12 protein-coding genes are annotated in these 15443 nt (G+C 68.3%); 1 reads left to right on the forward strand and 11 read right to left on the reverse strand.

Going from position 1 to position 15443, the window contains the following annotated elements:
- Nucleotides 1–2: 2 nt before the first annotated feature.
- The 10 genes from GobsT_RS11845 to GobsT_RS37695 all read right to left on the reverse strand — a co-directional run bounded on the left by GobsT_RS11845 (nt 3) and on the right by GobsT_RS37695 (nt 13160).
- Complete coding sequence (locus GobsT_RS11845; protein WP_010049031.1) at nt 3–1310, reverse strand: FG-GAP-like repeat-containing protein; 1308 nt, start codon at nt 1308–1310, stop codon at nt 3–5.
- Between the two features lie 285 nt (nt 1311–1595).
- Nucleotides 1596–2396, reverse strand: coding sequence for a WD40 repeat domain-containing protein (locus GobsT_RS11850; RefSeq protein ID WP_148087704.1), 801 nt, complete (start codon nt 2394–2396; stop codon nt 1596–1598).
- Nucleotides 2397–2555: 159 nt separating this feature from the next.
- Nucleotides 2556–3314: an iron-containing redox enzyme family protein gene (locus GobsT_RS11855; RefSeq protein WP_010049035.1), complete on the reverse strand. Its 759-nt coding sequence runs from the start codon at nt 3312–3314 to the stop codon at nt 2556–2558.
- A 3-nt stretch (nt 3315–3317) separates the two neighbouring features.
- Nucleotides 3318–4253, reverse strand: coding sequence for a hypothetical protein (locus tag GobsT_RS11860; RefSeq protein ID WP_010049036.1), 936 nt, complete (start codon nt 4251–4253; stop codon nt 3318–3320).
- The gene (locus GobsT_RS11865; protein ID WP_157507032.1) at nt 4250–5335 is read right to left on the reverse strand and encodes a DUF3419 family protein; all 1086 of its coding nucleotides are present in this window, start codon (nt 5333–5335) and stop codon (nt 4250–4252) included. Before GobsT_RS11865 ends, GobsT_RS11860 begins: the two co-directional genes overlap by 4 nt.
- Before the next feature lie 130 nt (nt 5336–5465).
- Nucleotides 5466–5930 carry a response regulator gene (locus tag GobsT_RS11870; RefSeq protein ID WP_010049040.1) on the reverse strand — a complete coding sequence of 155 codons (465 nt, stop codon included), beginning with the start codon at nt 5928–5930 and terminating at the stop codon, nt 5466–5468.
- Nucleotides 5931–6036: 106 nt separating this feature from the next.
- Nucleotides 6037–7500, reverse strand: a complete 1464-nt coding sequence (locus GobsT_RS11875; protein ID WP_109571526.1) for a DUF1501 domain-containing protein — start codon at nt 7498–7500, stop codon at nt 6037–6039.
- Between the two features lie 140 nt (nt 7501–7640).
- Nucleotides 7641–10745: a PSD1 and planctomycete cytochrome C domain-containing protein gene (locus tag GobsT_RS11880; protein WP_010046324.1), complete on the reverse strand. Its 3105-nt coding sequence runs from the start codon at nt 10743–10745 to the stop codon at nt 7641–7643.
- Nucleotides 10746–10862: 117 nt separating this feature from the next.
- Nucleotides 10863–12236, reverse strand: coding sequence for an MmgE/PrpD family protein (locus GobsT_RS11885; protein ID WP_010046327.1), 1374 nt, complete (start codon nt 12234–12236; stop codon nt 10863–10865).
- Nucleotides 12237–12332: 96 nt separating this feature from the next.
- Nucleotides 12333–13160, reverse strand: a complete 828-nt coding sequence (locus GobsT_RS37695) for an NAD-dependent epimerase/dehydratase family protein (RefSeq protein ID WP_010046330.1) — start codon at nt 13158–13160, stop codon at nt 12333–12335.
- 216 nt (nt 13161–13376) lie between these two features.
- Between GobsT_RS37695 and GobsT_RS37700 the strand changes: the two genes are divergently transcribed.
- Nucleotides 13377–14267, forward strand: coding sequence for a hypothetical protein (locus GobsT_RS37700; RefSeq protein ID WP_010046332.1), 891 nt, complete (start codon nt 13377–13379; stop codon nt 14265–14267).
- 88 nt (nt 14268–14355) lie between these two features.
- Here the strand turns inward: GobsT_RS37700 and GobsT_RS11895 are convergent, their stop codons facing one another.
- Entirely contained in the window at nt 14356–15228 is an 873-nt protein-coding gene (locus GobsT_RS11895; protein WP_010046334.1) for a DNA-methyltransferase, read from the reverse strand.
- Between the last annotated feature and the right edge of the window lie 215 nt (nt 15229–15443).

Below are 15443 nucleotides of genomic sequence, written 5' to 3' on the forward strand. Positions count from 1 at the left end.
GGTCAGCCGACGGACACGAAGTTGGTGTTGAGCCGGTCGATGCTCCCGCTGATCGGGAGCTTGACACCGGTTCGCCCGTTGTACGATCCGTAGATCGAGGACTCGCCGGCGATGATGTCGGCCAGTCCGTCCCCGTCGGCGTCGACGGCCGCCAGGGCGACGAACGCAACGGTCGGAGTCGTGCGGGTGTCGAGGAAGCTGAGCGACTCGGCGTTGGTTTTGCCGTCGAACACCTTGATGTGTCCGGCGGCGGGCGCGCCGGTGATGATGTCCGCGAACCCGTCCCCGTTCACGTCCCCCGCAGCCACCAGCGCCGGCCCGGTGTACCCGGAGTAAGCCAGGAAGCTGCGCACCTCGGCGTTGGTTTTCCCATCGAACACCTTTACGTGACCGTTGATACCGGCCCCGGTGATGATGTCCGCGACTCCGTCCCCGGTCACGTCCGCCGCGGCCACGTCCACCGCGCCCGGGAAGCCCGGGTACGCCAGGAACGAGCGCAGTTCGGCACCCGTCGCCCCGTCGAACACCTTCACGTGCGCGTTAATATCGGCCCCGGTGATGATGTCCGCGACTCCATCACCGTTCACATCACCCGCGGCCACGCGCACCGCCCCGGGGTACCCGGGGTACGCCAGGAACGAGCGAAGCTCGGCCCCCGTCGCCCCGTCCAGCACCTTGACGTGCCCGTTCACCGACGCGCCGACGATCACATCCCGGATGCCGTCGCGGTTGATGTCCCCGAGGGCCACCGACAACGTTCCGTTGAACCCGGCGAACGGGACGAACGACGATCGGAACCCGGTCGGCAGGATCTCGCTCGCGTTCGCAGCGGAAATGTTCACCGTCGTCTGTTGGGGAGAGGCGAACTGCGAGGGGGGCTGGGCCGATGCGACCAGCGTTCCGTCGTCGTCGAAGATCGTAGCGGTGGCCGACACCGACGTGCCGAGCGTCGCCCCGCCGGTCGGGTTCGACAGGGTGAACGTCGCGGTTTCGGTCGGCTCCTTGCGCGTGTCGTCAGTAACCGGGACGGTAACGACCTTCGTCACCTCTCCGGGCGCGAACGTCACGGTGAACGGCCCGGCGGCGAAGTCGGTTCCAGAAGTCGCGGTGCCGCCGGTCGCGGTAAGCGTGGCCGACACTATGCCATCGGACCCGTCGGTGCGAATGACGGTCACGTTGACGGCGGCACCGGGAGTCTCAAACGCATTACCCGCGAACGAGATCTCCATCACCCCGGCCGCGGGCACCGTTCGGTCCTCGAACGGCTCGCAGTTGAGCCGGGCACGCAGAGGGGAAGGAAGAAAAGACATTCGGACGATCTCCTGATATTTTTGCCCGCCGGAGCCACCATTTGCCACGCCGGTAAAGTCTAATTTTGTAACCGCTTGTGGCAACGTCTCGGACCGAAACCGTCGGTTCGTGCTCGAACGTCGCTGATGACGTGAACCGAGCCATCAGCGGCTATCGTCTACCAGAAGTTGAGCGCAGGGGTTGGCGGGCGCGATCCGGCCGACCGCAGTTCGGGAGCGGGTTTGCGTACTTTCGTTGCAAACCGCAGCGCGATTGAAGGGTTGGCGAGCAAGTGCATTGAGCGGTCAGACGTGGTCGTCCGGACGGTTGTCCATGTCCGCGTCCAGGAAACTGCGCAACTCGGCTCCGGTCATCCCGTCGAAAAGCTTCCGGTGCGTCGATCCAATGGCGAAGGTGCTGATGTCGTTGCCGCCATCGAGTGCGGGTTCGTAACCCAGGCCGATGCTGCCGGTGAACCCCGCATACGCGAAGTAGCTCGTGACCTCTTTGCCGGTCCGGCCGTCGAACACCTTGACGTGCCCGTTAACGTCCGCGCCAGTTACGATGTCGGCAACACCGTCTCGGCTGACATCGACCGACAGGACGTTGACCGACCCGACGTAGCCGGAGTACGCGAAGAACGAGCGAACTGCTTCCCCGGTTCGGCCGTCGAACACCCGGACGTGTCCGTTGGTGCCGGCCGCGGTCACAATGTCGCTGGGGCCATTACCGTTGGTGGCGGTAACGCTGAGGGAGACCGAGCCGGTGTAGCCGGGGTACGCGATGAAGCTGCGCAGTTCCGCGCCGGTCCGGCCGTCGAACACTTTAACGTGCCCGTTAATGCCGGCCATGAAAACGTAATCCCAAACGCCGTCCCCGCTGACATCAGCGCTAGCGGCCACCGCACCTCCCCCGTCGTAGCCCGCAAAGACTTGGGCGAAGGAAGGGACCGAGGCGCGCGGGTAAAAGGCGAATGCGTCCTCGCCTTCAATGCGCACTTCCGTGGGCGGTTCGGCCGAGGTGACGGTTGATGACGGCGTCAGGCGGTCTTCGAGCGCCTCGGCTCTGAGTCGGGCACGCAGGTTCGGGGCGCGAAGAGCAGACATTTCAAATCCCAGCGCAATTTCACCATCAAGATCGGCCGAATCGGCTGACCCAGGGTTGGCATTGTAATTGGACGATAGCGGCACTCCGGAGGTGCGCCAATACGGCTCTTCTTTGCGGGAATCGCGAATGTGCCAATGTTATCGTCTTGTGCGCTACCATCACCCGGCCCGGAGCGCCGGGCCGGAGCCGGTCGTGTCGTGCGGGCCGGTGTGATACCGTTGCTCGCGCAAGGCGGTCGCGGCGTGCAGGTCGCGGTACATGCGGTCGAAAATGTAGGCGCCCAGTTCCAGGCCCTGATCGACGAAGTAGCGGCGCGTGCCGTTCTGCCACCCGGGCTCCACCACTGCGAAGAACTCTTCGGCGTGGCGCTCGTCGATCTCCGCGTGCAACTTGTAGTGAACGAGTTGTTCCGCCGCAACCCACCCGTTATCGACCACCGCGCGGCCGATCAGGGCCGAAATGCCCGCGAACGCCTGCTCGATCACCCCCATACACGCCACGCCGATGTCGAGGTCGTCGAGCACACAGGCGGCGGTGAGCACGCTGTTGAACGCCCGCACCTCGGGCCAGATCATGAGGTCGTCGAGCCGCTCCGGGGCCGCCCCGATGGTGCGCAGGAACTGCTGGAACGTGGTGTGGTGGAACTGGCTCTCGTTGAACTCGCCGTGCTCCTCGACCAGGTTGTGGAGGATGTCGAGCCGCTGCTTCGGGTCCGGGATGCGGCCCACGAGCGCGGCCATCGGCCGCGGGAAAAACGTGACCGCGAAGAAGAACTGTTCCTGGGTCCGGCGGAACGCGTCCAGGGACATCGTTCCGCTCCGGAGGTCGCGGAAGTACGGGTTCGCCATGATCCCGGACCGCTCCAGCACCTCGGTCGCACGGGCCGTGACGCCCGGTGCGCGGCTGACTTCGCTCATGGGCTAAATCTCCGCGGTGTTGATCTGCCACCGGCACCCCGTTTCGAACCCCGACGCGAACACGGTCGCCGGGGCGACGACCGTTCCGGGCTCGTCCAGAACCGCGAGCACCGGGTCCGCTTCGTCTGCCGGGACGGCGGTGAACAGCGCCGGGAACCCGCGCCGCGCGGCCGCCCCGCACGCGGTTCGGAGTAGGGCCGCGAGCGAGCGGTGGTTTGCGTACCCGGTACAGGACAGGTGGGCCGCTATCATCTCGCCGTCGGTCGCGATTAAACGCTTCGCGAGCCGGGTGTCTTCGAGGCGCCCGACGGCGGACCCGTCCGGTGCCGCCAGCCACGTCGGGTCGGTTTGCGAACGCGCTTCGGGCACGCCGCCGGCGGTACCGGTGTGCCCCGACGAAAGCTCCGCGAAGAGCCCGCGGCCGCTCGCCTCGTCGGTTTCCCACGCCGCGCCCGGCGCCGTGTGTGCGGGGATGCGCAAGACCGTGACCCGGGCGACTTCACGGAACGGCGGAACGCCGAGCCGCCCCGTGTAGCGGTCGGGTGTGACCGGCGTACCGTCCATGACCACCCCGAACCCGCGCTCGGCTTTCCCCGCGCAGCATGCCGCGGCAGCTTCTGCCAGGCGCGGGAGGGCGCGGCCGCCCCGCGCCGCGGGCGCCAACTTCAGATCACCGACGTAAATCGCAGGGCGCTCTGCGCCGCCGGGGCCGCGAACCCGCGTCCGGGCGAGTCCGATCACGCCCAGCACCTCGCCCGCGCGCTCGGCGACGAAGCACGCCGCGTCCCCGATCGCGCGAAAGAAGCGCGGGTAATCGTCGCCGTGTGAGATGCGGAACGAGCGCCCCGCGCCCAGCGGGTACGTGAACTGCTCCTCGAACCGCGCGAGTGCCGCGGCGAGGTCGGCGCCCGGTGCGGCGGTCAGGTGATGAACGTTCATCGCTTCCGCCCGATGTGCAAGGCTCGGTAGAAGAAACTCCGGTCGCGCGCGTGCAACTCGGCGGTGTCGTCCCAGGCGAACATCGGCCCCGACGCCGGGATGTCGAGCGTCGAGTTCAATTGCCGGATCACGACCCAACCGCCGGGGCGCAGCGCGTTCGCGGCCACATCGAGGGTTGCGGTGGCTTCTTCGGGTGAGAGCCAGTCGAGAATGTTCGAGAGGTGGACCACGTCGAACGCGCCGGGGGATTCGCGGAGCGCGTCGGCCATCATCGCTTGGCGCCAGGTGATTTCGGGCGGGTATGCGGGCGCCGGAAGCCGCAGCCAGTCGGCAGGACCTGCGGCCGGGTACTGGTCGAGAAGCATCTGCCAGAGGAACGGGTTGTTCGCGGCCGGCAGCGTCGCGAGGGCGTGGCGGACGCGCCGTGCGAAGTGTCTCGAAAACGGTTCCACGGGGTTACGGGTCGCGCCCTCACCGAACAGCGCGACCAGGTTCGGCAGACTCAGGGTGGAGCCGAGCGCGGCATCGAGCGCCTGTCCGAGTGCCGTGTCGGGAGCCGTCCGCCGCGCCTGCTCGTCAGGGGCGGACAGCGCGAGTGCGGCCCGGAGCTCGTCACGGACGTTCAAGAGTGAGGCGTTCAGGGCCTGAAAGCACCGCTCGTAGCGGCCTTCGCGGTCCGGGCCGAAGGCCAGAACCCGCTCGGGCAGTCCGAGTGCATCCGCCGCGTACCCGAGCGCGGCCAACTCGGCGGTGAGGATCTCGCGCCGGGCGTCGAACCGCATCTCTCCGTGACCCAGAAGCGCCAGCCGATCGACAACGCTGTGCCGTTCCAGCAGACGCAATTTTAGCCGTGCAAGTGCGAGTTGCGCCGGGCTCGCGTCCACGAGATGCAGCCGCGCGACACCGGGCATGGTCGCGAGTACGGCCGCGGTGCAGCCGCCGGAAGCAACCATGCACACCCGCGCGCCGCCTCCGGCGCGGCTTACGACGTGCTGATCGATGCGCGGGTCTTCACGCACCTGAGCGAACGCGATCGGCAGGCGGGCCGCTTCCGCGACCCAGTTCGGGGGTGCGTGTGACATGCTGCGAGCGTACCAAACCCGCCCCGGAAACGCACGCGGGTGCTTCGGGCACATCTCCCGGCCGTGCGAGCGTATCTTAAGGCGAAAAGAATGGGAACGCGATCGGGGCGGATCTCGCACGCGGTTCGCGTTACATTCCCGGGCGGCCCTTCTCGGCGTACCGGTTCAGCACCTCGTACAGTTCGGCCGGCGGGAGCGGCTTCGTGAAGTGCAGGTCGAACCCGGCTTCCGCCATGCGTTCGAGTGAGCTGTAGTCGCCCAACGCCGTTAGAGCGATGAAGAGCTGTTCCTCGCTCCCCGGCAACTCGCGGAGCCGCCGGGCGAGTTCGCAGCCGTCAATCTCCGGCATCGAGATGTCGAGTACACACACTTGTGGTTTGAACTGCTCGACCTGAGCGAGTGCGGACGCGGCGTCGTGGGCCACCAGGGCCTTGCAGCCGACCATTTCGAGGATCGCCCCGAGCGAGTCGGCGGCGTCCACGTTGTCGTCCACACACAGCACGCGGAGGCCCGGCGGGGGCGGGAGAGCGGCACCCGCAGTCTTTTCGGTCAGCGCGGGCAGAACGTCGCTCGGGGTTGAGGTCGGCGTGGTCATCGGTCGGGTCGATCCGGAAAGCGGGTGCCCGTGCGGGCCGGTTCGCGACGACAGCCGTCGTGAAGTTGGTGCCGCATACGCAGCAACCCGCGCGCCGAAAGTCCGGTCAGCGGATCAGGTCCGTGACGACGTGCTGCTCTTCCACCCCCGTGAGCCGTTGATCGAGCCCCTGGAACTTGTAGGTGAACTTCTTGTGATCGATGCCCATGAGGTGCAGAACGGTCGCGTTCAGGTCGTTCACGTGAGCCGGTTTGTCGGTCACGTTGTAACTGTAGTCGTCGGTCTCGCCGTACACCTGCCCGCCTTTGATCCCGCCGCCCGCCAGCCACATGCAGAAGTTCCGCGGGTGGTGGTCCCGACCGTAGTTCGTCTTCGACAGGCCGCCCTGACTGTACACCGTCCGCCCGAACTCGCCGCCGCACACCACCAGCGTGCTGTCGAGCAGCCCTTTCTGCTTCAGGTCGGCCAGCAGTGCCGCGGTGGGCTGGTCGGTGTCTTTGCACTGCGAACGGATCTCGCCCGGCAGGTTCCCGTGCTGGTCCCATCCGCGGTGGAGGATCTGCACCGCGCGAACGCCGCGCTCCACGAGCCGCCGCGCCAGGATCGCGCTGGCGGCGAAGCTGCCGGGCTTCTTCACGTCGGGGCCGTACATTTCGAGCGTCTTTGCCGGTTCTTTTGATAAGTCCGTCAGGTCCGGGACGCTCGTTTGCATCCGGAACGCCATTTCGTATTGAGCCGTCCGCGTGAGCGTCTCGGGGTCGCCGTACTTCTCGGCCGTGCGTGCGTTGAGTGCGCCCAGCGCGTCCAGCATCGCGCGCCGGTTGCCCGCGCCCACGCCGTCCGGGTTCTGGACGTACAGGACCGGATCGCCGACGCTGCGGAGCGCGACGCCGCTGAACTTGCCCGGCAGGAACCCGCTGGCCCACATCCGCGAGAACAGCGCCTGCGCCGCGGCGCCGGAACTCCAAGAGGGCGTGAACACCACGAACGCCGGCAGGTCGTTGCTCTCGCTCCCCAGCCCGTAGGAGAGCCACGACCCCACGCTCGGCTTGCCCGGCGTTTCGCTCCCGGTCATCACGAAGGTGCAGGCGGGGTCGTGGTTGATCGCGTTCGTGTGAACGCTCTTCACGAGCGCGATCTCGTCCACCCACTTCGCGGTGTGCGGGAGCAGTTCGCTGACCCACATCCCGCACTGACCGTGTTGCGCGAACTTGAACATGGACGGCGCGACCGGGAGCCGGGACTGCCCGCTGGTCATGGTGGTGATACGCTGGCCCTTGCGGACGCTCTCCGGCAGGTCCTTGTCGAACTGTTCGGCCAGCTTGGGCTTGTAGTCCCAGGTGTCAAGCTGGCTCGGGCCGCCGTTCAGGTGCAGGTAGATGACGGCTTTCGCTTTTGGCGTGTGGTGCGGGAACCCGGGCAGCGGCGGGTGGACGCGCGGCGCGGCTTCGGCGCCGCGGGCGCGGCCGGCGCCGAGCAGCGCCATCGCCAAGCCGCCGAGCCGGATGCCCGTGGAACCGAAGAACTGCCGGCGGGTGAGGTCGACTTGCTGTTCGTTGAGAAGGTGCATGGCGGCCATTTGGTGGAGGGGATGCCGGAGCGCGGGCCTCTGGCCCGCTTCGCGATTCCGGTAGTATCGCTTTGCGGTATTGTCACACGCGACCACAACTGCGAAGCAAAGCGGGCCAGAGGGCCGCGCTCCGGCGCCGATCAGTTCCGACTCACGGCTTCATCCAGGTTCAGCACGAGGTTGGCGATCATCGTCCACGCCGCCACTTCCGCGTCGGCCGCGGCGCCCTTCGGCTTCGACTCGCCCGCGTGAACCACCTTCTTCGCGCCGACCGGGTTCGCCGCGAACAGTTCCCGCTGTCGCTCCAGGGCGGCGGCGACGAGCTTCACCTCTTCGGCGTCGGGGCGGCGGCTCAGCACCGTGCGGTACAGGAACGCGATCCGCTCCTCGACCTCCTTCCCGCCCTCGGTGAGGACCCGTTCGGCCAGCGCCCGTGCGGCCTCGAAGTGCTGCACGTCGTTCATCAGTTGCAGGGCCTGGAGCGGCGTGTTGGTGCGGTCGCGGCCGGCGCACAGTTGCTCGCGGTTGGTCGCGTCGAAGTTCGTCAGGAACGGCGCCGGGGCCGTGCGCTTGATGAACACGTAGAGGCTGCGCCGGTACAGCGCCGCGCCGTGGTCCTGGAGGTAGTAGCGGGTGTTGCTGTCGGCGTAGCCCACCGGCTCCCAGATGTTGGGCGGCTGGTACACGTTCACCCCGCGCCCGCCCATCTCGTGGCTCATCAGCCCGCTCACGAACAGGGCGTTGTCGCGCAACTGCTCGGCGTCGAGCCGGAACCGCGGCCCCCGGCTGAGGAGCCGGTTCTCCGGGTCCTTCAGGCGCACCGCGGGCGGCTGGGCGGCGTCGCGCTTGAAGGCGTCCGAGGTGACGAGTAGTTTTACGAACTTCTTGGTGTCCCAGGATGAGCGGTACTCGCCGGCCAGCCAGTCGAGCAGTTCGGGGTGGCTCGGCGGTTCGCCCTGGGAGCCGAAGTCGGAACTGGTCTTCACCAGCCCGACGCCGAAGAACTGCTGCCACAGGCGGTTCGCCGCGACGCGGGCCGCGAGCGGGTTCTCGGGGGACGTGATCCAGTTCGCGAGGTCGAGCCGCGTCGCGCGCTTCGACGGGTCGGCGAGCTTGAGCGGCGGGAGCGCCGCCGGCACGCCGGGCTGCACCTTGTCGCCCGGCTTGTCATACTGCCCGCGGAGCATCACGAACGAGTCGCGCGGGACCGGCAGGTCGCGGAACACCATCGTCCCGGGGATCGCGTCCGCGGCGACGGCGTGTTCGGCGCGGGCCGCCTCCCACTCTCGCTGAAGGTTCGCGAGTGCGGGTGTGGCGCCGCGGGCGACATGCGCGAGATAATAGGCCCGCAGCTTCGCAACGTCCTCGGCCTTCGGGTTCTTCGCCGGGCCGGCGGCAACAACAGCGTTCAGACCGGCGGGCAGGCCCGGCGGCGCTTTACCGTTCAGCCCCTTCCACCACACCTGGAACGACGTCCGCGGGTCGGTCGCGGGGTTACTCGTGCCCGTCAGCGCGACCGCGTCCCAGTACACCACCCCGCCGTGTTCCTGGAGCGTTAGCGATGGGGCCGGCTGCTCTCCCTTCAAACCCAGGTCTTCAGCGTTGAGAGCGAGCTGAGCCCACGAGCCGGGTTTCGGGAGGTCGCCGACACGTGTGCCCAGCCCGCCTCGCGCGTAAGGGGACTCGGCGGTCGGCTCCTGGCCCCACCACACCTTCTTCCCGCCGGCGAACTGGACGGTGACGGCGCCGGGCGGCTGCTTCGGGTCGAGGTACACCCACGCCTCGAAACGGGCGCCCGCGGGGGCGCGGAGCGGGTTCCGGAATTGGATCGTGTCCTGGTGGAAGAACGTGTTCGCCTGGCGCAGCACGCGGCGGCCCGACTTCGCGCCGAACGCCGGGGCGGTCACCCAGTCGGCGGCGTTACGGGTGGTGTTGCTGCTGGTCGCCCCGGCCGGGAACGTGTCGTCGAGCAGCACCTCGCGCACCGCCACCGCCGGCGCGTCCGGGGTGGCCGCAGGGTCCGTGTATTCCGCCTTTGCGGCGGCCTCTTCGAGCGCCTTGCGGGCGCCGGCTTCGGCCTTGGCGGCGGCCTCGAGTGCGGCCTGCTGGGCCGGCGTCGGCACCTTCACGAACGGCCCGGTGGTGCTGACGTTGCTGTCCAGCGCCGGGTCCGCGCCGGAGTAAAAGAACGCGTAGAGCGAGTAGTACTCTTTGATCGAGATCGGGTCGAACTTGTGGTCGTGGCACACGGCGCACCCGGCGGTCAGGCCGAGGAACGCCTGCGTCGCGGTGCTCGCCCGGTCCACCGCGTTGCGGTACCGCCACTCGGCGTCGATCGACCCGCCCTCGCCGGTCGTCACGTTGCACCGGCTGAACCCGGTCGCGGTGAGCTGCTCGCTTGTGGGGTTCGGCAGCAGGTCCCCGGCGAGCTGGTACGTGGCGAACTTGTCGAACGGCAGGTTGTCGTTGAACGCCTTCACCACCCAGTCGCGGTACTTCCACATCTGCCGCTCGTTGTCGAGGTGGAGGCCGTGGGTGTCGGCGTACCGGGCGACGTCGAGCCAGTGGCGCGCCATCTCCTCGCCGAACCGCGGGTTGGCGAGGTAGCGGTCTACCATCTTTTCATAAGCGTTGCCGGCCTTGTCCGCGAGGAAGGCGTCGACCTCGGCGACGGTCGGCGGGAGCCCGGTGAGGGCGAACGACACGCGGCGGATCAGCGTCTCGCGGTCGGCTTCGGCGGTCGGCTTCAGCCCCTCCTTTTCGAGCCGCGCGCGGATGAACGCGTCCACGGGGTGCCCCGCGCCGGGAGCCGACTGCCGGGCAACGGGCTCGAACGACCAGTGCTTCTGGTATTTCGCCCCCTGCTCGATCCAGAGCCGGATCGTTTCTTTCTGGGTCGCGGTGAGCTTCTTGTTCGTGTGCGGCGGCGGCATCACGCTGTCGGCGTCGTCCGTGACGATCCGCTTCCACACCTCGCTCGCGTTCGGGGCGCCGGGCTTGATGGGGAACGCGCCGTCGCGCTCCGCGAACGCGCCGTCGGGCACGTCGAGCCGGAGCTTGCCCTTGCGCGCCTTCGGGTCGAACCCGTGGCACGCGAAGCAGGCGTCCGAGAAGATGGGGCGCACGTCGCGGTTGAACTCGATCGTTCGCGTTGCGGGCGCGGCCGGGGCGGGCTTCTTGACGTCCTCGGCCCGACCGACCGAGACCACGCACGCGAGCAGTGCGGTAACGCAGAGCGGCTTCATTGGCACGGGAACCGGAAGAGTGGTTCGGGCAGGAGGCCTGATACGAACACTTCCGGAGCCCGTTGTCAACGGTCAATCTCGGTTCACCGGCCCGCGCCCGGCACGGGCGCCGCCGATTCAATCGACGAGGGCGATCAGGTCCGTCACGCTGGTGAGCGTCTCCAGCTCCCAGCACCGGGCCAGGATCTCGTCGGCCCGCGCCTTCCCGTACCGCGGTTCCGCGACCCGCCGGAACTTGGCCTCGACCTCGGCGTCGGTCATCGGGTTTCCGGCGTGCCCGCGCGGGAACTCCACTTCCCGAACGAGCGTGCGGCCGTCGTTGAGTGTGACGGTGATTCGGTTCGGGATGCCGTGCGGGTACCGCGGGTCGAGCGTGCCGTCGTGCGTCACCTTCACCTTGCCGGTGAACGCGACCCGCTTGGCGTCGGTGAAGTGCGGCTCGTCGAACGTTTCGAGGTACACGTCGCCGTCGTACAGCGCCGCCGCGGTGCAGTACGGCAGCGAGTGGTCGGCCGTCTCCCGGGTCTTGGGCGCCCACGCCTCGGGGTACTTGCCGATGATGTTGTAGCTGGCCTCGAACGTCGCGATGTCGATCCGCTGCACCTGCGACACGTCGCCGCCGAGTTCTACGCGGATCTGAAGGGCCGCGTCGATCGCGCTCTGCGAGTGATATTCGGCGGGCCAGAACTTGATGTACGTCTTGTTGATCATGAACCCGTCGGCGTTGCCCGACTCGCCGCCGAACGGGGCGGGGGTGAACGCTTCACGCGCCACCAGCTTGAAGAACCCCAGGTCGCCCTCGAAGATCGGGGCCGGGCCGGTCATGCCGTCGGCCGCGAGGGTGGCCGCGAACACCCCGTTGCGGGCCGCGTTGGCGAACGCGCACCCCTTCCACATGCTCAGCTCGCCCGACCGCGTTTGCCGCAGCGCGACGTTGCACACGCCCGCCAGCCCGACCGTATGGGTCAGCTTGGTGACATCGAGCTTCATCAACTTGGCGGCGGCGACGGCCGACGAGATGGCGCCGTAGGTGACGTGATCGACCCCGTGCTTGCGCAGGCTCGCGGCGTCGCAGAACCGGCACTGGATCTCGTAGGCCAGCACTGCGGCGGTGATGAGGTCCTTGCCCCCCGCCCCGACCGCCTCGCCGACGGCCAGCACCGCGGCGAGGTTGTCGCTCGGGTGCGCCGGCTCCTTGCTCAGGTAGGTGTCGTTGAAGTCGAGGTAGCGGATCAGCAGCCCGTTGACGAACGTGGCCCACTCGATGCTCGACTTCCCCCCCCCCAGAAGCGACGCGCCCGGCGTGCTGCTGACCCGCGCGGCGCACTTCTTGGCGATCGCGTAGGCCTCGGCCGGCATCGCGCCGATGGCGGTGGCGAAGGAGTCGATGAACCGCCGCTTGGTCTCGTGGACGGCTTCCCGGGTGAGCGACTCGAACGTGAGGCCGGCGGCGTACCCGGCGAGCCGCGCGGCCAGTGTCGGGGAGGACATCGCGAACATCCCTGGTGAGGTGGTGACGTGGGGATGTTGTACGAAGCGGCCTGTTCCGCCGGGCCGGAAGTGCGCGCCCGGACCGGCGGGGCCCGGCTACGCGGCGGCGCGCGCCCGCCCGCCGGGGCGGGCGAGTGTGCCGTACCAGTCGAGCGTTTCTTGAAGCGCTTCGGTAAATGAGGTCTCGGGCGCCCAGCCGAGCGGGTTCGCCGGCGGGGCCACGTCCGGCAGCGTCGGCGCGGCGCCGTTGAACACGTCGCGCATGGCCGCCCCGAAGCGCCGGTCGCTCAGCACCCAGCCGCTCCGGAAGGGGTAATCGCCGGGGCCGCGCACCGCCACATCTTCCGCGACCCGCAGGCACGCCCGCGCGGCGTCGCGCACGAACACGTGGTCGGTCGCCGGCCCGTCGAGGAGGGGCGGCAGCCCTTCGCCCCCGTGGAGCGCCAGGGCGGTTGCGGGGGCCGTGCGGAACACCTTCCGGTCGCCGGGGCCGAACACCGCCCCGAACCGCGCGACGCTCAGCCCGCCGAGCGGCTCCGCGTGCCCGGTCAGGGTGAACGGCTGTAACGGCCGGGCCGCCACCACCGGCACCCGGCGCGAGTACAGCCGCACGGCATCGAGCACCGCGGGCGTGCCCCGGTCCGCGGCGAACGGCTCGGCCGCGGCCAGGTGGAACACCGCCGACACCTCGTGAACCGCCATCGCCGAGTGCAACCGGAACACGTTGTCCGCCCGGCCGCGAACAAAGTGGACGCGGCCGCCCTGTCCCGGCGCAAAAATGTCCGCCCCGGAACGTTCGTGGATCAACCCGACGACCGCGGCCCCGCGGTCGAACAGTTCGTGGCACACCGCGGCGCCCAGGAGCCCGGTGCACCCGGTCACCAGCACCCGCCGACCGGCCCACGGGGAAGTTGATTCGCTCACCGGTGCGCCTCCGTTGCGCGTCGTGACGTGTGTCAAACCCCAGGGTATCGCCGCGCGCGGCTCCCGGTCAAGGCGGACCGCGGCGCGGTTCCGGCGGTCGGTGGTGGCGGAGGTCGGGTTGCGAAGCGGGGGGACCTCGGCTATACCGGCCGGTCCACATTCTGGCACACGCGGCAGGCCCTCTCGTGCCGCCGAAGTAACCAAGGAAGGGATGCGATGAGCACCAAGCGCGGCGTTCAGACGGACGAGTCGCTTGAACAGACCGGCGAACTGGCCGCCTACGAGACCACCCGGTCCGCGGCCGACTCCAGCAGCGACAAGGCGCCGCCCAAGAAGGACGAGGAGCACATCTCGGTGTTCTGGCGGGTGTTCGGCGGCACCATCCTGAGCATCGTGGCGCTGGTCGCGGTCACGCTCTACAACAACACGTCGTCCAGTATCATCGAGCTGCGCGGGGAAGTGAGTCGCGAGCGCGAGGCGCGGGCCGAACTCGTGAAAAAAGACGAGTTCAACACCCGCACGACGGCCCAGTACGAGCGGATGCGGGCCATCGACACGATCAAGGTCGAACTGGAGGGCGTTAAGGAAAAGGTGAACACCAACACCGCCACGGTGGACGGGTCGAAGCGCGACACCATCGCCGCCCTTGATGCCATGCGTAAGGAAGTGGCGGCCCACGCGGACGCCATGAAGAAGGACGCGGCGGCGCTGGAGGTGCTCAAAGAGCGCGTGATACTGGTCGAGGGGGTCAAAAAAGACGTCGCGGCGATGGAGTCGCTCAAGGAAAAACTCACTACCGCCCTCGCGGACCTGAAAATCGTACACGACAACCTGCAAAAGCTGAGCACCGACGTGGAGCGGAACAAGCTGTCCGACCTGGAGCGGAAGGCGCTGCGCGATTCGCAGCACAAGCAGGTGGACGAGGCGCTTAAGGAGCTTCAGAAGGGGCTCCAGGACTGCCGCGAGAAACTGGCCCGGCTGGAAGGGGCACAGCCCAAACCCGGGACCGAGGTGCCGCGGCCGAACAGCGACGCGAACCGGGCGAAACCGGTCGCGCCCGGCGAGGTGAAGCCCGCCAGCGGCACGAAGCCGCCCGAAGATCAGTAAACGCACACCAACCCGCCTGTGTCAGCAGGCGGGTGGCGCTTACAGCCAGCAAAATTCCTGTCCGAGCGCTCGGGCGATTCCTGACTCCTTACCGCTTCAACGGCTGGCGCTTCCGCACCGGCGCCACAGCCGGGACCGGGCGGGCCGGCGCACACGCCTCTCCGAACTCGATCATCTGCAACCGCTTCCGCACGCCGTCCGCGTACTGTTCGGACAGCTCCACCCCGAAGTACCGGCGGCCCAACTTCTTCGCGACCGCCAGCGTGGTGCCACTGCCCGCAAAAGGGTCCAGCACCAGGTCACCCGGTTTCGATGCCACCCGGATGACGCGGTCCAGCACCGCCTCCGGCATCTGGCACTTGTGGCCGGCCTCGTTCCGCTCGTGGAAGGTGCCGCAGATCCGCGGGACGTGCCACGTGTCGCTGTCCGGCGCGAAGTGCGCGTCGGACTCCTGCGGCCGCAGCACCCAGGTGTCGTCCGGCAGCTTACCGACCGGGTTCGCCCGCTTGTCCGCGTAAGTGGTCATGCGCGCGGAGGGCACCCGCACCTCGTCCGGAAAGAACTGATGGTTCTTCGGGTCGCGCACGTAATACAGAATGTGTGCGTGGCTCCGGTTGAACTTCTTCGAGCAGTTCACGCCGAACGTGTAGTGCCACACCACCCAGTTCCGCATGGTGAGTCCGAGCGCGTCGAGTCGCACCTTGTGCTCGGCCACGAACTCGTCGCCAATGGCCAGGAACAGCGACCCGTGCGGCGCCAGCACCCGGACCGCGGCGGCGAGCCACTTTTCGGTCCAGGTGAGGTAGTCGGCCTTCGCCCGCTTGTCGTCGTACACGTCGTACTGGTAGCCGATGTTGAACGGCGGGTCGGCGAACACCAGGTCCGCGCACCCGGCGGGTAAGGTGTTCAGCACCTGAACGCAGTCGCCCTCGGCCACGTCGTTAAATTCGTCTTTCCGCATCCCAGACCCCTTCCGGGCACAACCGCGAGTGTCTCGCCCACCCATACAGCTAGAACGCCCCGTACAACCGCGCCACTTTACTCGCCGCGTGAGCCGGGGAAAAGGTGACCGGTCGCGTTAGCCTGTAGCGGTCGCGTGGGCTGTGCCGGGAAGTTGGCCTAGCGGGGGGCGGGCGGGGTCGCTAATCTCTCCAGCCCGAGCGGGTCGGGCGCGCC

The organism is Gemmata obscuriglobus, from assembly GCF_008065095.1.
Taxonomy (GTDB): domain Bacteria; phylum Planctomycetota; class Planctomycetia; order Gemmatales; family Gemmataceae; genus Gemmata; species Gemmata obscuriglobus.